Source organism: Roseovarius sp. THAF8, assembly GCF_009363735.1.
In the GTDB taxonomy this organism is placed as follows: domain Bacteria; phylum Pseudomonadota; class Alphaproteobacteria; order Rhodobacterales; family Rhodobacteraceae; genus Roseovarius.
Window position 1 is genome coordinate 721,972 of record NZ_CP045410.1, and the last position, 18,709, is coordinate 740,680.

Sequence of the window (18,709 nt, forward strand, 5' to 3'; positions counted from 1 at the left end):
GGCCAAGCCCGCGCCCAAGGCCAGACGTGCCGCCGCACACTTGTGTCGCAGTTTCTGCAATCGCGTTGGAACCAAACCCGCCGCGCTGCGTTTCACCGCCAACGGCAAGCAACGTGCCCGTTTAAATGGAGAAAAAACATGCGTTTCATCGCAGCACTCACCGCCCTCTTCGCCCTCGCCGCGTGCGAGACGACCGAAGGGTTCGGGCGCGACCTGTCGAATCTCGGTGACAACATCGAGGAAGAGGCTGAAGAAAACGATTGAGCCCTCTTGTAAGCGGCGTCGTGGCCCCCGATCCAAACTTCGTCACGACGCTTGCCAAGGAAAGTTGCAAGGCCCCGGCGCGCACCCCGCGTCGGGGTTTTCCTTTTGCGGGCCTATTGTACCGCCACCTGGTCGGGAATGGTAAAGACCTGGCCCGGATAGATCAGGTCCGGGTCGCGGATCCGGTCGCGATTGGCCTCGAAGATCCGCACATATTCGATCCCCTCGCCGTAATTGCGCCGTGAAATCCCCCACAGCGTGTATCCCGGCTGCACCGTCACCGCCTGCACCAGCTTGCCCGCCTGCGTGGCGTCCGCCAACAGCGCCTCGTCCTCGCGCTTGAAAGGGGTCTCGACCCGGCTGGTGACATTGCCATCGGCATCCACCTCGTCGATCCGCAGGGTATAGACGCCGGTATCCACCTCCGGCAGGTCCGATTGCCAGCTGCCATCGGCGGCAATGCGCGAGGTCGTGACCGGCGTGTTGTCCAGGTAGACCCGCACGAACCCGTCGCTGGCGCCCCGCCCCGACAGTTCCACCGCGCCGGTGTCGGAATAGCTGATCGCATCCAGCGCCACCACCGCCATCACCTCGGGGCTGGCATCGCCCGGCGCGGGCTGGATCACCCGCACGCCATCCGCGTCCGACATCAGCACCGCGGCCCCCGGCGCAGGATCGGGCTGATCGGTCGCGTCATCGCCCGTCCCGCCGCCCACACGGTCGGCCGCGCTGTCGGTCGCGCTGTCGGTCGCGCTGTCGGCACTCTGGCCGCCGCTCGCGGCGTCCGTCCCCTGCCCCGTAGCGGCCCCGCCTGTCGCCCGGGCGGTCTCCGCGTCGCCAGCTCCACCCCCCGTGGCGGCCTGTTCTGTGTCGGCCTGGGCGGACGCTCCCTCATCGCGTCCGGTCCCCGCGGCGGACGGCCCGGCGTCGTCCCCTGCATCCCGCGCGGTGGCCTGCTGCGTGCTAGCCTCATCCGCCGCAGCGCCCTCGCCAGCGGCCCCGACACTCTCGGTGCCTCCGTCAGACCCGCCGCCGTCGACCTGCTCGGGCGCGGCCGTCCGCGCCACGTCAGAGCCTTCGGTGCCGCTCTCCGGCACGCCCTGCTGATCCTCCTGCGCCGGTTCCGCCGGATCCGACAACGCGGCCGTCTCGACCCCGCCCGCAGCCTCCTCCGCCGCGCGCTCCTTGGTCATTTCCGCGGCCGTTTCCTCGGGCGCAATCGCCTCGACCGCCTCCGCCGCCTGCGTCACGGACCGATCGCCAGCGCCCGCTTGCCGCACCGCGGCGTCAGGCGTCACGCTCTCCGCTTCGCTCATCCCGGCGGTCTCCAGCGCCGCGACCGTATCCCCCGGCGCGGCCTCTGCCACGTCCCCCTCGGCCACGTCCGGCGGGGCCGGCGCGCGCAGCGGCGCGATGATGATTTCCCCTTGGCTTTCAATGTCTTCGCCGGTCTCGGGCGAGGTCATGCTCAGCGACAGAACCCGCGGTTCGGCGCTCGGATCGACGGTCACGAACTCCACGAACTGGCCATCGCCCTCGGGCACGAAACTGCGCAGCACGTTCCGGTCCAGACGGATCGCGGTTTCCCAGCCCGGCTCGGCCCGCCCGGCCACCAGCATCCGGCCATCGGGATCCAGCCGAAAGGTGCTGACCCTGGGCGGCGCCGGCGTTCCGGGCGCTGTGTCGGCGGTCTCGGCATCCGGTGTCTCCGCCGCGTCGGTTTGGGCCGTGTCGGTCGCCGCCTCGCTCCCGGCGTCGGGGGCCTGATCCGCCCCGGTCTCCTCCGCCTCAATCTCCTCCGCCCCGGTCTGGCCCGCCCCGGCCTCGGGCGCGGCAGCGCTCTCTCGGGAGGCGCCCGTCTCCGGCGTCGGCGCGTCCACCTCCCGGTCGAACACCCCCCCGGCGAAAAGGCCGATCACCACAGCCAGCGTCCCGGCCGCCGCCGCGATCGCGGTGCCGTATCCTCCGGTCAGGCCAGACAGTTTGCTCATGGTTTTCGTCCCCCGGGCCGCAGGACAGCTCTGCGGTTGCAGGAGTTTAGCAACACCGGCTAGAACGGTCAAAAGAAGCCCCGTCAGCCATTGGTGATTTTCATGCCCAAGCGTTCCGTCTGTGTCTTTTGTGGCTCACGCAAGGGGCGCAACCCGGCCTACGAGGCCGCGGCGAAAGCGCTTGGCACGGCTCTCGCGGAACACGACATGCGGCTGGTCTACGGCGCGGGCGACGTGGGCCTGATGGGCGCCGTCGCGCGCGCGGCCCAGGCCGCAGGCGGCGAAACCTTCGGCGTCATCCCCGATCACCTCGTGAAATGGGAAGTCGGCAAGACCGACCTCACCCGCTACATCGTCACCGAGACGATGCACGAGCGCAAGAAAGTCATGTTCATGAACTGCGACGCGGTGGTGGTCCTGCCGGGCGGCGCAGGGTCATTGGACGAGTATTTCGAGGTCCTCACCTGGCGCCAGATCGGCCTGCATGAAAAGCCGGTTTTCCTTCTTGATACCGAAGGTTACTGGACGAGGCTCATCCAGTTGATCGACCATGTCATCGATGAAGGATTCGCCGACGCCTCCCTGCGCGACTACACCCAGGTCGTCGACACGGTTCAGGACCTGATGGACGGCCTCGGCGCGACCGGCCGGTAACGCCAGCGCGCCACGCTGTAAAGCGCCAGCGCGCCCCAGATCATGGCAAAGGCGATCATGTGCCAGCCCGTGAAGGGCTCGGCAAAGATCACGACCGCTACGGCGAATTGCAGGCTGGGGTTGAGGTAGGACAGCACGCCGACACTCGCCAGGTCGATCCGCCGCGCGCCATAGCTGAACAGGATCAGCGGCGTCGCCGTCATCGGCCCCGCCAGCATCAGGGTCAGCGCCAGCGGCCATGACCCGCCCAGCACCGCCCCGCCCTGCGCCGCCTGCCACGCCAGCCAGCCCAGCGCCGGCCCGACCAGCAACAGCGACTCCGCCGTCACCGACACGACCGGCCCCATGTCCAGTCGCTTTTTCACCGCACCATAAGCGCCGAAACTCAGCGCGATGCCCAACGCGATCCACGGCGCCACCCCCAGGCCCGCGGTCAGCACGATCACCGCCAGCGCCGCCAAGAGCACCGCCAGCGTCTCGCCCCGGCCCAGCCGTTCGCCAAAGAACATCAACCCGAACAGCACCACGACCAGCGGGAAGATGTAATAGCCCAGCGACGCCTCCAGCGCCTGGTCCGACTTGATGGCCCAGACGAACAGCATCCAGTTGAACCCGATCAGCAGCGACGCCGCCGCCAGGACCCGCAACGTGCGCCCCGCACCCAAGGCCCGGAACGGCACCGCCACCCGGCCCTGCACGCCCAGGATGAGCAGAAAGAACACCGCGCCCCAGATCGTGCGATGCGCCAGCACGTCCAGCACGGGCAACCCGGCCAGCAGCTTGTAGAACAGGCCCGACAGCCCCCAGATGGTACAGGCCAGAACTATGGCGGCAACGCCCTTGGCGGTTTCGGTCATGCGGGAAGGCTCCGACAAGAAAACCCCCGGCCATCCGGCCGGGGGTTGAAATCAGATTTTCTGGACTGTCGCCGGCACCTACATGCGGCTTGCGACGTTTTCCCAGTTCACGAGGTTATCGAGGAAATTCGCCAGATAATCGGGCCGCTTGTTGCGGAAGTCGATGTAGTAGGAATGCTCCCACACGTCACACCCCAACAGCGCCGTCTGGTTGAAGCACACCGGGTTCACGCCGTTCTCGGTCTTGGTGACCTTCAGGCTGCCATCGGTATCCTTGACCAGCCACGCCCAGCCCGAGCCGAACTGACCGCCGCCGGCGGCCTTGAACTCGTCCTTGAACTTGTCGACCGAACCGAAGCTGTCATTGATCGCCTTTTCCAGCTCACCCGGCATCTTGCTGTCCTCGGGGGTCATCATCTCCCAGAACTGGTTGTGGTTCCACAACTGGCTGATGTTGTTGAAGATGCCCGACTGCGCCACGGCATTGGGATCATAGGTGCCCTTGATGATCTCTTCCATGGACTTGCCGTCCCACTCGGTCCCCTCGATCGCCTTGTTGCCGTTGGTGACATAGGCGTTGTGGTGGATGTCGTGGTGGTATTCCAGCGTCTCCTTCGACATGCCTTTGCTGGCAAGCGCGTCATGTGCGTAAGGAAGGTCGGGAAGTTCAAAAGCCATTTCGGGCCCCCTTTTCTTTGAGGTGATATTTCGCGACTACATGGTAGCGTTAAGGGATCAACGTCAAGGCTGATGTTTTGTTCCTGCGCTGCGGGCGGGCTGTGAAGGGGTGCAGAAGAGAAGTAAGCTGCGCGATCGCCAGACCGCGGGATGGCGATCCAACGGCCTTTCAATGCACTTTATCTTGTCAACTGCCGGAAGACCTCAGATCGAAGCGCCAACGGCACCCAATCGCCAGCCCGTCCGGGCGGCCCCCCTTCCAGCGATTGCTTGCAATCGCCTTTCGGTCAGCGGACGATCGCGCGGCGGGCCTGAAGGCCCTTGATTCCGCGCGAACAAAGCATCTGACCCGAAACCTCGTAGGGTGGGTTTTCAACCCACCCTTGTCCAAACCACCTATGCTGCGCGAACCCTTACGCGAAGAGCCCGGTCTCGCCGCCCGGCTCCGCCGCATCCTTCAACAGGTTGAACGCATACTCCGCCACCGAGCGGAAACAGACCACCCGGATCGTCTCGGCATCCACCATCCAGAACGCCGCCGCGATCTGCGCCATGCGCGTCCGCCGGATCTGCCCCGGCTCGAACGCGCCGGGTGCCATGTCCACCGGGCACAGCTTGGCGATGATCTCGCGGGCCGACGCGCCCTGCACCTGGAACACCGCCCGCGCGTCCGACACATTCACGGCCAGAAAATGCTCGCCTGACAACGCCTTCTCGACCGCCGCGAGTGCATCCCCGACGCCCTCGTAAGGAACCATCAGCAACAGCTCATCCGGCGACATCCACGCCGCGCCTTTGTCCCCGGCGACCGCGATCTCGCGCTGACCGGGCAGGTCCACGCCACACGCGTCCTTCACGGCTTTCTTCATCTTGGCCGAGGACAGATCCCCGCGCAGCGTTATCATGCCCTGAAGGCCCATCTCCCGGACCTCCACGTATCCTTGATAAACTGCGCCTTGCAAAGCACTGACAGCCTTAGACATTCTGCTTCTCCCCTTCAGGGTCATAGAAGACCGCGCTGACGATCCGGGTGGGCACCGTGGTGCCGTCCACCTTGGCGAATTCGATCACCTCGTCCATCCGGTCGGTCCCGTATTTCACCAGGCCCATGGCGATGCCGCGATCCAGCGTCGGCGAATAATAGGTCGAGGTCACCCGCCCCTGCACGTTGCGCTGCCCGTTGGCATTGTCGCCCTCGGCCACGCAATAGGCCCCGTCGGGCAGGACCGATCCGTCGACCGTCTGCAAGCCCACCAGCTGCCACCGCTCGGGATCGGCCATATGGCTGCGCTGCTGCGCCCGCTTGCCGATATAGTCGTCCTTCTTCTTCGAGATGGCCCACTGCATGCCCAGGTCCTGCGGAATGACCGTGCCATCCGTCTCGTCCCCGATCATGATGAAGCCCTTCTCGGCCCGCATCACGTGCAGCCCCTCGGTGCCATAGGGCATCACGCCGAACTCCTTGCCGGCCTCCAGCAGTTGATCCCAGAACGCCCGGCCCTGGCTCGCCGGCACCGCGATCTCGTAGCTCAGCTCGCCCGAGAACGAGATCCGGAACACCCGCGCCTTGACGTCGCCAAAGTCGATGTCCTGCCACGCCATGAACGGCAGCGCCTCGGCGCTCAGGTCCGCATCGGTCAGCTTCTCCAGCGTCTTGCGGGCTTTCGGCCCGACCACGCCGATCTGCGCGTATTGCTCGGTCACGTTGGCGACATAGACCTTCCAGTCCCACCACTCGGTCTGCAACCACTCTTCCATGTGGGCATGGATGCTGTCCGCACCGCCCGTGGTGGTGTGGCACAGGAAGGTGTCGTCATCCAGCCGCGCCACCACGCCGTCATCCATCAAAAACCCGTTCTCGCTGCACATCAGGCCATAGCGGCAGCGCCCCGGCTTCAGCGTGCTCATCATGTTGGTATAGAGCATGTCGAGGAACCTCCCCGCATCCGGCCCCTTCACGATCAGCTTGCCCAGCGTCGAGGCATCCAGAAGGCCAAGGCTCCCGCGCGTCTGGTTGATCTCGCGCTTGACGGCTGCCGAAATCTCCTCGCCCGGGTTCTGCCGGAAGGTATAGGGACGCCGCCAATGGCCCACCGGCTCCCAGTAGGCGCCGTTCGCCTCGTGCCAGTCATGCATCGGCGTCTTGCGCAGCGGCTGGAAAATCTCGCCCCGCGCCTCGCCCGCGATCGACGCCATGGAAATCGGCGTATAGGGCGGGCGGAACGTGGTCGTCCCGGTCTGCGGAATCGGCTGGTTCAGCGCATCCGACAAGATCGCCAGACCGTTGATATTGCTCAGCTTGCCCTGGTCCGTCGCCATGCCCAGCGTGGTATAGCGCTTGGCGTGCTCGACGCTTTCATAACCTTCGCGCGCCGCCAGCTGCACGTCGCTGACCTTCACGTCGTTCTGGTAATCCAGCCACGACTTCATCCGCAGCTTCACGTTGGCGCCCTGCGGCATCATCCAGATCGGCTGAATGACGTTGCACTGCACGCCCTCCGCCGTCGGTTTCTCGGCCTTCTTCGGCGTCTTGCCAACGGCCTTGGCCGCCGCACGCCCCGCCTCCTCGGCATCGGCCAGAACCGCGCCCAGATCCAGTTCACCACTGGCGGTCCCGGCGGTCGAGACATAGGCCTCGCCCGCCGCACCCGTGGGGGCCTTTTCCGGGTCGGGCCGGAACATCGCCTGCGTCTCGTCCCACAGCAACTTGCCGCCGCAATGCGACCACAAATGCACCACCGGCGACCAGCCGCCCGACATCGCCACCGCGTCGCAGGCGATCTCTTCCAGGGCCGAGCCTTCGCCGGCTTGTGCACAGATACCCACACCCGTCACGCGCTTGCCGCCCCTGACCTTCGCGATGCCCTTGCCGGTCTCCACGCGGATGCCCGCCGCCTTGGCCTTCTCGGCCAGCACGCCCGCGCCCGCCGCCCGCGCGTCAATGATTGCAGGCACGTCGAGCCCCGCCGCCTTCAGCGCCAGCGCGGTCAGGTAGGCGTCGTCGTTGTTGGTCACCACGACCGTACGGTCCCCGACGGAAACCCCATAATTCACGACGTAATCGCGCACCGCCGAGGCCAGCATCACGCCCGGCACATCGTTCCCGGCAAAGCTTAGGGGCCGCTCGATCGCGCCTGTCGCGGTCACGATCTGGCCTGCACGAATCCGCCACAAACGATGCCGCGGGCCCTTGGCTTTGGGGGTGTGGTCGTTCACCCGCTCGTATCCCAGCAGATAGCCGTGGTCGTAAACGCCCGCGCCCATCATGCGCAGCCGCATCTCGACATTGGACATTTCGTCCAGTTCGGCGACCAGTTCATCCACGAACTTATCCACAGGCCCGTCATTGACAGTCGCGCTGTAAAGCGGCCCATCCACCGGCGTCCGTCCGCCCCAGGCGGCGGTCTGCTCCATCAACAGCACCTTGGCACCCGCAGCCCCCGCCGCGCGCGCCGCCATCAGCCCCGCGACACCGCCGCCGATCACCACCACGTCGTAGAACGCGTAAAGATGCTCGTACTTGTCGCCGTCCTTGTCCTTCGGCGCCTTGCCCAGCCCCGCCGACTGGCGAATGAACGGCTCGTAGACATGCTTCCACAAGGGGCGCGGATGGATGAACATCTTGTAGTAGAACCCGGCGGGCAGGAACCGCGAGAACTTGGCGTTGATCGCGCCCACGTCGAACTCCAGGCTCGGCCAGTGGTTCTGGCTCGTCGCCTCCAGCCCGTCGAAAAGCTCGGTGGTCGTGACCCGCTGGTTGGGCTCGAACGACTCGCCCCGGCCCATGTTGACCAGGCCGTTGGGCTCTTCTCCCCCCGACGCCACGATCCCGCGCGGGCGGTGATACTTGAACGACCGGCCCACCAGCATCTGGTCATTGGCCAGCAGGGCCGACGCCAGCGTGTCGCCCTCGTACCCCTTCAGCCGCTTGCCGTTGAAGGTGAATTCCATCGCGTGCGCCTTGTTAACAAGACGCCCGCCATTTGCCAGACGCGTGCTCATGAAAACTCTCTCCAGCTCCAGCCCGGCACCTTCGCCGAGATCTTGTCCTTGATGTCCTTCGGCGGCTCGGTGGTCTGCGCCGAATAGGTCCCGTAAACCTCCAGCGTCACCGTGTTGCGCGCGGCGTGAAACCACTTGCCGCAACCGTTGGTGTGCCGCCAGCGTTCCAGGTGCACACCCTTGGGGTTCTCGCGCTTGAACAGGTAGGCGTGGAAATCGTCATCGCTCGAGTCCGGTCCGAAACGCTTCAGATGCGCCTCGCCGCCCCCCGCGAACTCGGTTTCCTCGCCCTTCACCCCGCAATAGGGACATTCCAGGATCAGCATGCCATCCACCTTTCCATGTTGCCTGCACCGGGCAGGACGTCGATTCCGCGTGCCTCCGGCACATCTTTGAGTCCGCGTGCACGTCGCACGACAAGGGCGGGCGCCGAGTGGCACCCGCCCATAACGTTGCGATCACATCCGCCGAAGCGGAGCGTTTTATTCTTCGACAGCAGCCGTGCCTGCCACGCCGTCCGCGGACGTGTCGGGCACGATGAAACCTTCCGGTACATCGGACAGGTCCGGCGCGGTGCCGTTGCCCAGCGATCCGGCAAAGACCAGCGCCCCCAAGGCGACGACGACGACGAGGACCCAGAAGAGGCCCGCACTGCCCGCGTCATGGACGGGCATCCCGTAGCCGCGCCTTTGCTGCCATTGTTCTTGGTCAGACATCTCTCGAACTCCTCATGGTGGAAGTTCGACAATGCGCCCCTAGGGGCATGCGCGGAAGAACCGGCAAAACCCCGCGCAGGGTTTGGGCCGGTTCCCGCAACTTCGGCGCGATTGCGTGGGCCGCTTTCCGCCACGTGTGCACGCGGCGACACAGGGGCGTCACACGCCCCTGCGGTCCGCCATGTTGCAGGCGCGAGGCCGACTGCTGCCCCGCAAGCGTTATTGCTGAGTTTCGCCTTCGACGTTGTCAGCCGCGTCCTCGACGTCCTGGGCAGCCCCTTCGACGTCCTCGGCAGCGCCCTCGACGGCGTCAGCCGAGTCTTCGGCAGCGTCGGCCACGTCATCGGCCGCGTCATCGGACGTCTCGACAGAGACATTGACGTCCGACGGCTCCGAACCACCGATGAGGTCATCGCCGCCGCCGCCGCTGTCACCGAACATGACCCAGGCGATGACGCCCACCGCGACGACCAGTCCGCCGACGATGAAAGCCATCGTTGCGCCGCCTCCGCCACCGCCGGAATGCTGTGGCGGCGGGGTGTGGTTATTGTTGTTGTGATCGGACATGTCGGTTCTCCGTTGCTTTTGGATTCCGACACTTCAACGCCCGATATGCCGAGGCGGTTCCCCATCAGTGCGCGACCCCCGCGGCGACGCTTTCGTCGATGAACCGGCCCTCGTAGAACCGCTCCAGCCCGAATTCGGCCGTCAGCGGCGAATAGCCCTTCGCCATCAGCTCGGCAAAGCCCCAGCCACTGCCCGGGATCGCCTTGAATCCTCCCGTGCCCCAGCCGCAGTTGATGAACACATTGTCCACCGGCGTCTTCGACAGGATGGGCGAGCGGTCGCCGGTCATGTCCACGATCCCGCCCCATTGCCGCAGCATCTTCAGCCGCGAAATCATCGGGAAGGTCTCGATCAGCGCCCGCACCGTCTCCTCGATATGATGGAAGCTGCCCCGCTGGGTATAGTTGTTGTAGCCGTCGGCGCCGCCGCCAATCACCATCTCGCCCTTGTCGGACTGGCTCATGTAGCCGTGCACGGTGTTGGCCATCACCACCACGTCCATGCAGGGCTTGATCGGCTCGCTCACCAGCGCCTGCAACGCCACGCTCTCGATCGGCAGGCGGAAGCCCGCCATGTCCGCCAAATGCCCCGAATGCCCTGCCACTACGATGCCCAGCTTGTCACAGGCAATGTCACCGCGATTGGTGCTCACACCCGTGACCTTGCCGCCCTCGCTGCGGATGCCCGTCACTTCGCATTTCTGGATCACGTCCATGCCCATGGCCGAGCACGCCCGCGCATAGCCCCAGGCCACCGCGTCGTGCCGCGCCGTGCCCGCGCGCGCCTGCCACAGCCCGCCCAGCACCGGGTAACGCGGGCCCTCCAGATTGATGATCGGGCACAGTTCCTTGACGCGGCTCGGGCTGATGAACTCGGTCTTCACGCCCTGCAATGCGTTGGCATGGGCCGTCCGCTCGTATCCCCGCACCTCGTGCTGGGTCTGCGCCAGCATGATCACCCCGCGCGGGCTGAACATGATGTTGTAGTTCAGATCCTGGCTCAGCGTCTCGTACAGGCTGCGCGATTTCTCGTACATCGCCGCCGACGCATCCTGCAGATAGTTCGACCGGATGATCGTCGTGTTCCGCCCGGTGTTGCCACCGCCCAGCCAGCCCTTTTCCAGGATCGCCACGTTCCTGATCCCGTGGTTCTTGCCCAGGTAATAGGCCGTCGCCAGGCCATGACCGCCCGCGCCGATGATGATCGCGTCGTATTTCTTCTTGGGCTCCGGCGAGGCCCAGGCCCGCTCCCATCCCATGTGATATTTCAGCGCTTCTTTCGCGACGGCAAAGGCGGAATAACGTTTCATCAGGCGGGTCTCGCTCATGGCTTGCACAGTGTCGGGCCCGGGGGGATTCGCCCCCGGCCCTCGTCATTGCTCCCGTATGTATCAGACAGGGCGTATCGCCGACACCTCATGCGGCACGAATGGCGTGATTTGCGACACGCCGCCGACGAGCCGCCCCTGCGACACCACGGGCGACCACTTGCCTCTTTCGGTTTGCCCGCCCAATCGTTAAATCACCCTCGAAGACAGGGAGATCACATGACATTCTGGGTGCTCGCCATCGCCTTGGGCCTCGCCTGCGCCGCCATCCTCGGGCTGGTGCTGATCCGTGGCCGCGTCGGCGACGCGCCGCCTGCCGCCTATGACCTGCAGGTCTATCGCGACCAGCTACGGGAGGTCGACCGCGACCTCGCCCGCGGCGTCATCACCCCCGAGGACGCCGAGCGCACCCGCTCGGAGGTCTCCCGCCGCATCCTCGCCGCCGATGCCCAGCTTCAGGCCACAGGCCAAACCGGCGCCCAGCCCGCGCTTGCGGGCAAAGCCTTTGCCGCCCTCGCCCTTCTCGGCCTCGTCGGCGGGGCCGGCTGGCTCTACACGCAGATGGGCGCGCCCGGCTACACCGACCTGCCCCGCACCGCCCGCCTGGCCGCCTCCGACGCGGCCCGCGCCAACCGCCTGCCCCAGGCCGAGGCCGAAGCGCGCTTCAACGCGTCCCAGCCCGTCACCCCGGACATGGGCGAGGCCGACCCGCAGTATCTCGAACTCATGGACCGCCTGCGCGAGGCCGTCGAGAGCCGCCCGGACGAGCTTCAGGGCTACATCCTGCTCGCCCGGAACGAGGCCGCGCTCGGCAATCTCTCCGCCGCCGCCAAGGCCAAGACCCGCGTGATCGAGCTCAAGGGCAATGCCGCCACCGCCGCCGACTATGCCGAGCTTTCCGACATGATGGTCTCCGCCGCCGGCGGCTATGTCTCGGACGAGGCCGCCGAGGCCATCCGAGCCGCCCTCGCCCGCGACCCCAAGGAGCCGCGCGCGCGCTACTACATGGGGCTCTACATGATCCAGGTCGACCGTCCCGACATCGCCTTCCGCACCTGGGACGGCCTCCTGCGCGAAAGCGCCCCCGACGCGCCCTGGACCGCCCTCATCCGCCCCCGGATCGAGGAACTGGCCTGGCGCGCCGGCGTCAACCGCTACGAGCCGCCCGCCCAGAACGCCGCCCCCGGCCCCTCGCAGGGTGACATCGACGCCGCCGGCGACATGAGCGCCGAGGACCGCGCCACCATGATCCGCGGCATGGTCGACCGCCTCGCCACCCGCATCGACGAGACCGGCGGCACCGCCGACGAATGGGTGCGGCTGTCGAACGCCTACGCCGTCCTGGGCGATTTCGACGCCGTGCGCGACCTCATCGCCCGCGCGCAGGAGCGCTTCGACGATCCCACCGTGATCGACACCATCACCAACGCCGCCAAGCAGGCCGGTTACTCCGAATGATCGTCGAGGACTTCGCCGAATTCGCCGCCGCCCTGCCCGGCTTCCGCGCGCTCCTGGGCCTCGATCTGGGCACCAAGACCATCGGCGTCGCGTCCTCCGACGCGCTGCTGTCCTCCGCCAACCCGGTCGAGACCGTCAAGCGCACCAAGTTCACCGCCGATGCCGACCGCCTTCTGGCCATCGCCGCCGACCGCACCGCCGCCGGGATCATCCTGGGCCTGCCCCGCAACATGGACGGCTCCGAGGGCCCGCGCTGTCAATCGACCCGCGCCTTCGCCCGCAACCTCGCCGCGCGCACCGATCTGCCCATCGGCTTCTGGGACGAGCGCCTCTCCACCGTTGCGGCAGAAAGAGCACTGATCGAGGCCGATTTGACCCGAAAGCGTCGCGCAGAGGTGATCGACGCCGTGGCCGCGGCGTATATCCTGCAAGGAGCGCTGGACCGAATCCGCCACCTGAAAGCCGAGCCATGAACGACAGCCCCGTCTGGAAACGCGACGAAATCGAAAGCCCCTGCGTGCGCATCTGCGTCGTCCACCCCGAGGCGCGGATCTGCACGGGCTGTTATCGCACCATCGACGAGATCGGCCGCTGGTCCAGGATGACGCCCCAGGAACGCCGCGCGGTCATGGCCGACCTTCCCGACCGCGCCGCCACCCTGACCAAGCGCCGCGGGGGACGCGCCGCCCGTCTGAAGCGCGGCTGAAACCGCCCGCGCGGACTGTCTCCCTCGGCGCACCGAAAAATTGCAATTTTTCGGCCCGGAATTTTTGCAAAATTCCGCTCGCTGAAGCGCTACGACACCCACGGCCTGTCTGGATAATGCGCCGACGATTGCACCGGGACAAACACTGCGCGCGGTCCTTTCATCCCGGAAAACGGCGATACGCGCACTGTCGCAATACCACTTGAATACCGACGCGATACCGACGTGCCGATTTCGCCGTCTCATCCCGAATTAACCTTTGAGTCGCGTCCCTTACGGCGCGGTCAGCCACTGATCCCCCAGGATCGTCCATTCGGGCCGGAAATAGACGATCATCCGCCCCTCCTCCGGCGCCTCCGCGCCGTCCTCCCACGGCGCCACGCCATGCAAGGCCAGCCGGTGCACGACATAAGCCTCCCCCGGTTTCGCCGGCAGCAGAACCCGCTCGCAAGTGTCGAAAACCTCGCGACGCGCGGCCTTGTAGATATCCGTCAGGTCGACCCTGTCCCAGGCCTCGGGCGACACGCCCTCCAGCGCCTCGGCAAAGGCCGCGCGCATCACTTTATGACTGCCTTCCCAGACACTTAACGGGCTGGCCCCGGCACCGCATTCGGTCAGCGGAAGCCCCAGGATATAGGCATGCCGCTCCTTCAGAAACCGCCGCCTGTCCGGCCCTTCCAACAGCAATCCATCCACATGCGCCGCATCCCGCCGCAGCCTGTAACCAAAGGCCGCGTCCCCCTCGCCATCCTTGGGCCGGGGATAGTCCGGATACATCACCGACACCTGCCCCCTATGCAGCGGCAAGCGGCCATAAAGCTCAGTAACAGCCTCCCATGCGTCCCCTGTCAGCGGCCCGGCCTCTCCCACGGCTCCGTCGGGCGCGTTCGGCAGCGTATCGACCCCCACGAACCACGTGCCTTCGCAATACATCCAGCGTTGCTCTTCGGGCGCCTTAACCCTTTCTTTCGCAACGGAAAACGCCGCCTCAGCCCACGCCACCAAAGACGGCTCAAACGCGAACCGAGCCCATCCCCTCTCAAGGAAATCCTTCACGCCGCAATTCCCGTCACCTGCGCCAGCGCTTCCTCGACCAGTGCCGTTCCGGCCCCCGGTTTCGTCGCGCCTTCCGACAACACCCGCCGCCACGCCCGCGCGCCCGGCTGACCGGCGAACAATCCCAGCATATGACGCGTCACCTGGTGCAGCTTACCGCCTGATATCAAATGATTTTCGATGTATGGCAGCATGGCATGCACCGCGTCCTCGCCCGTCCGGTCCGGTCCGGTCTCGCCGAACACTCGCCGATCCGCCGCACCCAGAATCTCCGCCGGCCGATGGTAAGCCGCCCGCCCCAGCATCACGCCCTCGAACCCGGCCTCCAGGTGACCCACCGCCTCGTCCAGCGTCTCCACCCCGCCGTTGAGCGAGATGTGCAGGTCCGGAAACCGATCCTTCATCCGGGCAACCAAGGCATAGTCCAGGGGCGGTATGTCCCTGTTTTCCTTGGGGCTCAGCCCTTGCAACCACGCCTTGCGTGCATGGATGGTGAACCGTCGGACGCCCACCGCGCTGACCCGCTCGAGGAAGTCCGGCAACACCGTCTCGACATCCTGGTCATCCACGCCGATCCGGCATTTCACCGTCACCTCGGTGTCCACCGCCCCGATCATCGCCGCGCAGGACTCCGCCACCAGACCTGGCTGCTTCATCAGCACCGCCCCGAAGGTCCCCGACTGCACCCGGTCGCTGGGGCATCCGACGTTGAGGTTGATCTCGTCATACCCCGCCCCGGCCCCCAGCGCCGCCGCCTGCGCCAGTTCGCCCGGTTCCGATCCGCCCAGTTGCAGCGCAACCGGATGCTCCTCCGCGGTATGGTCCAGCAGGTGCAGCGCCCCCCCTCGCACCAATGCCGGCGCGGTCACCATCTCGGTGTACAGCAAGGCGTTCCGCGACAATTGCCGATGCAGGAACCGGCAATGACGATCGGTCCAATCCATCATCGGTGCAACGGACAGACGGGAAGCATCAGTCATGCTGCGAATCCCTTGTTTCACTGGCTGGCCCTCCGTCGATGGCGGCTACGATTTGCGATCATTCGCGACTATTCGCGACGATTTGGACAGCTGGTGCTACAATTGTAGCACTCGGAGAACATCTTGTAGCACCGGTGCCAGCGGACGTCACGCACCCGCCTGCGGGAACGCTACAAGGATTTTTTGCTCCCCAATTTCCGGGCAAAATCACTCGAACCCATCGTCCTTCCCACAAGGAAAGGGCTGGAAATGGCAACTATCACGAAACGAAACAGAACGAACGGTAAACCGAGCTTCACCGCCCAGGTGCGCATCAAGAAGAGCGGGAAGGTGATCTTCTCGAAGTCAGAAACCTTTTCACAGCGCAAGTTGGCGGAGAAGTGGGCCGCCCGGACGGAGAAAGCTTGGCATGAGGGCACTTTCTCGCTCCCGACTCCAGACTGCACCTTCGCCGAGTTGATCAAGCGCTACCGGCTGGACATCGAAAAGGAAGTCGGAAAAACGATGATATAGTGCCTGCGGACCCTTGAGGGCATGGATGAGACTTATGTTGGCTGCCACGAGGTTGATCCAACATTTCTCATTGATCTTGCACGCGCTTTGAAAAAAGAGGGCCGGTCCGCCGCAACCGTCAACAATTACATGCAGCATTTATATGGCCTCTTCACCGTTGCAGAAACGGCCTACAAGATCCCTCTAAAATACGAGGATATGCAGAACGCGATGAGGACGCTTCGCAAACTCAAGATCGTCGGGAAGGCCAATAAGCGCGATAGACGGCCGACGCTCGGAGAATTGAACGTCCTGATGGAAGAGGCCATCGCTCGATCCTCGCGAAGTAATGCCGCTCCGCTACACAAGATCATTGCTTTCGCAATTGCGTCCTCGCGCCGGCTTTCGGAAATTACAAGAATTCGATGGGCCGATATTAACTACGAAGATAAGAAAATCCTTGTCCGTGATATGAAACATCCCGGTCAGAAGAAAGGCAATGACGTCTGGGTGCTGCTCAGCGACGAAGCGCTCCAAGTCATCAAGTCAATGCCGAAGGTCGACGAAAAAATCTTTCCGTATGCATCTGATAGTCTGTCAACCGCATTTACTCGTCTTGTTGGACTCTTCGAAGGTATTGAAGATCTACACTTTCATGATCTTCGACACGAAGCGATATCTCGAGCCTTCGAAATGGGCTGGTTGGACTTGCCCGGTTTTGGTGGAGAGCGTTTAGCTCACTTCGCGGGCCTTTCGCTCGAATGCTATCGGGCTTTGGAAGCCGAGCGATGAATGGCGTCTGACGGGATTGTAGAATCCGTCGATGTATCTGGCGATGGCGTTTTCGGCCTGTTGGCGGGATTTCCAGGCGACCGGCCAGATCAGCTCCGACTTGATGGTTTTGAAGAACGTTTCCACCATTGAGTTGTCATAGCAGTTCCCGCGCCCGCTCATCGAGATCAAGATGCCACGTTTGCGGAGCCGCGCCTGATAGTCCACCGAGCAGTATTGCGATCCGCGGTCGGAATGGTGAACCAGTCCTGGCTCAGGGTTGCGAGCGGCCAGAGCATGGCGCAGGGCTGCGATGGCGAGGTCACGCTTCAGACGATCACTCGTGGTCCAACCGACGACGCGGCGCGAGAAGAGGTCCAAGACAATGGCAAGGTAAAGCCAGCCCTCTGCCGTCCAGATGTAGGAGATGTCCGCCCCCCACTTCCTGTCCGGACAGTCCGCCGCGAAATCTTGTGCCACGAGGTTGGGCGCCACAGGCCAGGCATGTTCACTGTCCGTCGTCCGTTTAAAGCGCCGCTTTTGCCGCGCGATCAACTGGTTCTCGCGCATCAGTCGTGCCGTGCGGTGCCGCCCTATCTTGAGCCCCTCATCGACGAGGTCGCGGTGCATGCGGGGACTGCCGTAGGTCCCGTTCGACAGCTCAAAGGCCGTTCGAATGTGGGCAAGATGGATCATGTCCTGCTGCTGGCGATGACAGGCAGGGCGGTCCCGCCAAGCGAAGAACCCGCTCTGGCTGACACCGAGAACATGACACATTCGCCGGATCGGGAAGCTGGCCTTCTCCGCCTCTATGAAAGCGAAGCTCATCGACTTGCGTCTTTCGCGAAGAAGGCTGCGGCCTTTTTTAAGATGTCGCGCTCCTGCTTCAGAACCGCGTTCTCGCGTCGCAACCGCTTCAGCTCCGCGTGCAGATCGACCGATGCCTCGACCGGCCCACCAGCGTCCCGCTCGCGACTGAGCCATCGCGTCAGTGTCGAAAGCCCGATCCCCAGATCTTCCGCGATCTCCCGTCGCGTCCGGACGCTGGTCAGCGCCAGCCGCACCGCTTCACGCCGGAACTCCGGCGTCGGTCTGTTTCCGTTTCCCATAGAACACCTCCTGGTTCCTCAGTTGGTGCTCTCCACTTTTCCAGGGCAAGTCCATCCCCCCATGGCTATTCGCTGCGTCCCTCAGAGGCTGCGGCGCTCAATCGGGCAGATGCGGTCTTCTGGATCGGTGAGCCGCTTGAGCCCTGGCTGGAAGGCTCCATCGAGGCACTGGCGGGCGACGCTCAAGTCATCGAGCTGATGGAAACGGAGGGCACCACCGAACTGGAGTTCCGCGAAGGTGCGACATTCGAAGCGCACAGCCATGATCATGGCCAGCATGATCACGACGCTCACGACCATGACCATGAAGAAGCGAACGATCACGACAGCGAGGAACATGCCCACCAAAACCATGACCATGATCATGATCATGCCGAGCACGCACACGAGGGGCACCACCATCACGGCCATGACCCGCACGCCTAGCTCGACCCGGAAAACGCGCGCACTTGGCTTGACGTCATCGCGTCGGAACTGTCTGAGCTCGACCCCGAGAACGCCGACACCTACCGCGCCAATGCGGACGCCGGAAAGGCCGAACTCGAGACCCTGATCGGCGAGATCTCTGCCCAACTTGACCCGGTGCGGGGCCAGAACTTCATCGTGTTCCATGATGCCTACCAGTATTTCGAGAACCGATTCGACTTCCCGGCGAGCGGCTCAATTACCCTCGGCGACGCCTCGGATCCCAGCGCGGCGCGGATCGAAGAAATCCAGCAGAAGGTTGCCGAGCTGGGTGTCAACTGCGCTTTCACCGAACCGCAATTCAATCCCGACCTCGTCACCACGGTTTTCCGGGGCACCGACGCCCAGACAGGCGTGATGGATCCACTGGGCGCAGATCTCGAACCTGGCAAGGACCTCTACCCGCAGCTGCTGCGCAGCCTCGCGTCCAGCTTGACGGACTGCCTCGGCTGACCTCTCGGGCGCCGCGACATGCGGCGCCCTTCTGCCGACGCGGCGTTGCCAAACAGAAGACTCCGCGAGACCGGCACCGGATGCTGGTCACAAACTTTCTCATGGCGCCAATATCCACGGTGACCGGACTTTGATGCGCAAATCGCATGATGACCGCAGGTCC

At 64.8% G+C, this 18,709-nt stretch carries 19 protein-coding genes and 1 pseudogene; 8 read left to right on the forward strand and 12 right to left on the reverse strand.

The genetic code is table 11. The annotated features are described in order from the left end of the window. Positions 1-138: 138 nt before the first annotated feature. Complete coding sequence (locus FIU85_RS03490) at positions 139-264, forward strand: entericidin A/B family lipoprotein (protein WP_152492059.1); 126 nt, start codon at positions 139-141, stop codon at positions 262-264. Between the two features lie 113 nt (positions 265-377). Here the strand turns inward: FIU85_RS03490 and FIU85_RS22480 are convergent, their stop codons facing one another. Beyond that, entirely contained in the window at positions 378-2,255 is a 1,878-nt protein-coding gene (locus FIU85_RS22480) for a LysM peptidoglycan-binding domain-containing protein (protein WP_302849163.1), read from the reverse strand. Between the two features lie 102 nt (positions 2,256-2,357). On the opposite strand from FIU85_RS22480, the gene FIU85_RS03500 reads away from it, so the two are divergent. Beyond that, entirely contained in the window at positions 2,358-2,909 is a 552-nt protein-coding gene (locus FIU85_RS03500; protein ID WP_152495867.1) for a TIGR00730 family Rossman fold protein, read from the forward strand. On the opposite strand, the gene rarD is transcribed toward FIU85_RS03500, so the two are convergent. From rarD to FIU85_RS03540, 8 genes are all read right to left on the reverse strand, one after another. Continuing rightward, positions 2,870-3,766, reverse strand: a complete 897-nt coding sequence (gene rarD, locus FIU85_RS03505; protein ID WP_152495868.1) for an EamA family transporter RarD — start codon at positions 3,764-3,766, stop codon at positions 2,870-2,872. The genes FIU85_RS03500 and rarD overlap by 40 nt on opposite strands. A 78-nt stretch (positions 3,767-3,844) precedes the next feature. Next, a complete protein-coding gene (locus FIU85_RS03510) occupies positions 3,845-4,444 on the reverse strand; it encodes a superoxide dismutase (protein WP_152495869.1) in 600 nt (199 codons plus the stop codon). Between the two features lie 413 nt (positions 4,445-4,857). After that, the gene (locus FIU85_RS03515) at positions 4,858-5,427 is read right to left on the reverse strand and encodes a sarcosine oxidase subunit gamma (protein ID WP_152495870.1); all 570 of its coding nucleotides are present in this window, start codon (positions 5,425-5,427) and stop codon (positions 4,858-4,860) included. Beyond that, a complete protein-coding gene (locus FIU85_RS03520; RefSeq protein ID WP_152495871.1) occupies positions 5,420-8,446 on the reverse strand; it encodes a sarcosine oxidase subunit alpha family protein in 3,027 nt (1,008 codons plus the stop codon). The genes FIU85_RS03515 and FIU85_RS03520 overlap by 8 nt, the downstream gene beginning before the upstream one ends. Further along, positions 8,443-8,772 (reverse strand): sarcosine oxidase subunit delta, encoded by a 330-nt coding sequence (locus FIU85_RS03525; protein WP_152492053.1) that lies wholly within the window; start codon positions 8,770-8,772, stop codon positions 8,443-8,445. The genes FIU85_RS03520 and FIU85_RS03525 overlap by 4 nt, the downstream gene beginning before the upstream one ends. 156 nt (positions 8,773-8,928) lie before the next feature. Further along, positions 8,929-9,162, reverse strand: coding sequence for a hypothetical protein (locus tag FIU85_RS03530; protein ID WP_152492052.1), 234 nt, complete (start codon positions 9,160-9,162; stop codon positions 8,929-8,931). 219 nt (positions 9,163-9,381) lie between these two features. Further along, on the reverse strand, positions 9,382-9,729 hold the full coding sequence (locus tag FIU85_RS22190) for a hypothetical protein (RefSeq protein WP_216648885.1): 348 nt from the start codon (positions 9,727-9,729) through the stop codon (positions 9,382-9,384). Between the two features lie 64 nt (positions 9,730-9,793). Further along, the gene (locus tag FIU85_RS03540) at positions 9,794-11,038 is read right to left on the reverse strand and encodes a sarcosine oxidase subunit beta family protein (RefSeq protein WP_152495872.1); all 1,245 of its coding nucleotides are present in this window, start codon (positions 11,036-11,038) and stop codon (positions 9,794-9,796) included. Between the two features lie 237 nt (positions 11,039-11,275). Between FIU85_RS03540 and ccmI the strand changes: the two genes are divergently transcribed. Genes ccmI through FIU85_RS03555 form a run of 3 tightly spaced genes read left to right on the forward strand, consistent with a single transcriptional unit; the run spans position 11,276 to position 13,220 of the window. Then, complete coding sequence (gene ccmI, locus FIU85_RS03545; RefSeq protein WP_152495873.1) at positions 11,276-12,514, forward strand: c-type cytochrome biogenesis protein CcmI; 1,239 nt, start codon at positions 11,276-11,278, stop codon at positions 12,512-12,514. Then, complete coding sequence (gene ruvX / locus FIU85_RS03550) at positions 12,511-12,987, forward strand: Holliday junction resolvase RuvX (protein ID WP_152495874.1); 477 nt, start codon at positions 12,511-12,513, stop codon at positions 12,985-12,987. Before ccmI ends, ruvX begins: the two co-directional genes overlap by 4 nt. Then, the gene (locus FIU85_RS03555; protein ID WP_152495875.1) at positions 12,984-13,220 is read left to right on the forward strand and encodes a DUF1289 domain-containing protein; all 237 of its coding nucleotides are present in this window, start codon (positions 12,984-12,986) and stop codon (positions 13,218-13,220) included. Before ruvX ends, FIU85_RS03555 begins: the two co-directional genes overlap by 4 nt. A gap of 273 nt (positions 13,221-13,493) precedes the next feature. Here FIU85_RS03555 and FIU85_RS03560 read toward each other — a convergent pair whose 3' ends face one another. Together FIU85_RS03560 and dusA are read right to left on the reverse strand one after the other, a co-directional pair. After that, positions 13,494-14,153, reverse strand: a complete 660-nt coding sequence (locus FIU85_RS03560) for a hypothetical protein (protein WP_254702996.1) — start codon at positions 14,151-14,153, stop codon at positions 13,494-13,496. 119 nt (positions 14,154-14,272) lie between these two features. After that, the gene (dusA, locus tag FIU85_RS03565; protein WP_152495877.1) at positions 14,273-15,256 is read right to left on the reverse strand and encodes a tRNA dihydrouridine(20/20a) synthase DusA; all 984 of its coding nucleotides are present in this window, start codon (positions 15,254-15,256) and stop codon (positions 14,273-14,275) included. 249 nt (positions 15,257-15,505) lie between these two features. Here dusA and FIU85_RS03570 point away from each other — a divergent pair, with 249 nt between their 5' ends. Beyond that, positions 15,506-15,769 (forward strand): hypothetical protein, encoded by a 264-nt coding sequence (locus FIU85_RS03570; RefSeq protein WP_152495878.1) that lies wholly within the window; start codon positions 15,506-15,508, stop codon positions 15,767-15,769. Between the two features lie 21 nt (positions 15,770-15,790). Further along, positions 15,791-16,540, forward strand: coding sequence for a tyrosine-type recombinase/integrase (locus FIU85_RS03575; protein WP_152495879.1), 750 nt, complete (start codon positions 15,791-15,793; stop codon positions 16,538-16,540). Here the strand turns inward: FIU85_RS03575 and FIU85_RS03580 are convergent. Further along, positions 16,481-17,628, reverse strand: a protein-coding gene (locus FIU85_RS03580) for an IS3 family transposase (RefSeq protein ID WP_152495880.1) whose coding sequence is annotated in 2 segments (ribosomal slippage) — positions 16,481-17,355 and positions 17,355-17,628 — 1,149 coding nt in all. Because the reading frame shifts where the segments join, the coding sequence is not laid out codon by codon here. The genes FIU85_RS03575 and FIU85_RS03580 overlap by 60 nt on opposite strands. 72 nt (positions 17,629-17,700) lie before the next feature. Here FIU85_RS03580 and FIU85_RS03585 point away from each other — a divergent pair. After that, a pseudogene (locus tag FIU85_RS03585) lies at positions 17,701-18,546 on the forward strand (zinc ABC transporter substrate-binding protein). The last annotated feature ends 163 nt before the right edge of the window (positions 18,547-18,709 follow it).

Excerpts from the sequence above, each read along its gene's own strand:
- FIU85_RS03490 (WP_152492059.1), top strand. The coding sequence starts at position 139 with ATGCGTTTCATCGCAGCACTCACCGCCCTCTTCGCCCTCGCCGCGTGC.
- FIU85_RS03525 (WP_152492053.1), bottom strand. The coding sequence starts at position 8,772 with ATGCTGATCCTGGAATGTCCCTATTGCGGGGTGAAGGGCGAGGAAACC.
- FIU85_RS03555 (WP_152495875.1), top strand. The coding sequence starts at position 12,984 with ATGAACGACAGCCCCGTCTGGAAACGCGACGAAATCGAAAGCCCCTGC.
- FIU85_RS03560 (WP_254702996.1), bottom strand. The coding sequence starts at position 14,153 with ATGTATTGCGAAGGCACGTGGTTCGTGGGGGTCGATACGCTGCCGAAC.
- FIU85_RS03540 (WP_152495872.1), bottom strand. The coding sequence starts at position 11,038 with ATGAAACGTTATTCCGCCTTTGCCGTCGCGAAAGAAGCGCTGAAATAT.
- FIU85_RS22190 (WP_216648885.1), bottom strand. The coding sequence starts at position 9,729 with ATGTCCGATCACAACAACAATAACCACACCCCGCCGCCACAGCATTCC.
- FIU85_RS03520 (WP_152495871.1), bottom strand. The coding sequence starts at position 8,446 with ATGAGCACGCGTCTGGCAAATGGCGGGCGTCTTGTTAACAAGGCGCAC.
- FIU85_RS03530 (WP_152492052.1), bottom strand. The coding sequence starts at position 9,162 with ATGTCTGACCAAGAACAATGGCAGCAAAGGCGCGGCTACGGGATGCCC.
- FIU85_RS03500 (WP_152495867.1), top strand. The coding sequence starts at position 2,358 with ATGCCCAAGCGTTCCGTCTGTGTCTTTTGTGGCTCACGCAAGGGGCGC.
- ruvX (WP_152495874.1), top strand. The coding sequence starts at position 12,511 with ATGATCGTCGAGGACTTCGCCGAATTCGCCGCCGCCCTGCCCGGCTTC.
- FIU85_RS03515 (WP_152495870.1), bottom strand. The coding sequence starts at position 5,427 with ATGTCTAAGGCTGTCAGTGCTTTGCAAGGCGCAGTTTATCAAGGATAC.
- FIU85_RS03570 (WP_152495878.1), top strand. The coding sequence starts at position 15,506 with ATGGCAACTATCACGAAACGAAACAGAACGAACGGTAAACCGAGCTTC.
- FIU85_RS03575 (WP_152495879.1), top strand. The coding sequence starts at position 15,791 with ATGGATGAGACTTATGTTGGCTGCCACGAGGTTGATCCAACATTTCTC.
- FIU85_RS22480 (WP_302849163.1), bottom strand. The coding sequence starts at position 2,255 with ATGAGCAAACTGTCTGGCCTGACCGGAGGATACGGCACCGCGATCGCG.
- rarD (WP_152495868.1), bottom strand. The coding sequence starts at position 3,766 with ATGACCGAAACCGCCAAGGGCGTTGCCGCCATAGTTCTGGCCTGTACC.
- FIU85_RS03510 (WP_152495869.1), bottom strand. The coding sequence starts at position 4,444 with ATGGCTTTTGAACTTCCCGACCTTCCTTACGCACATGACGCGCTTGCC.
- dusA (WP_152495877.1), bottom strand. The coding sequence starts at position 15,256 with ATGACTGATGCTTCCCGTCTGTCCGTTGCACCGATGATGGATTGGACC.
- ccmI (WP_152495873.1), top strand. The coding sequence starts at position 11,276 with ATGACATTCTGGGTGCTCGCCATCGCCTTGGGCCTCGCCTGCGCCGCC.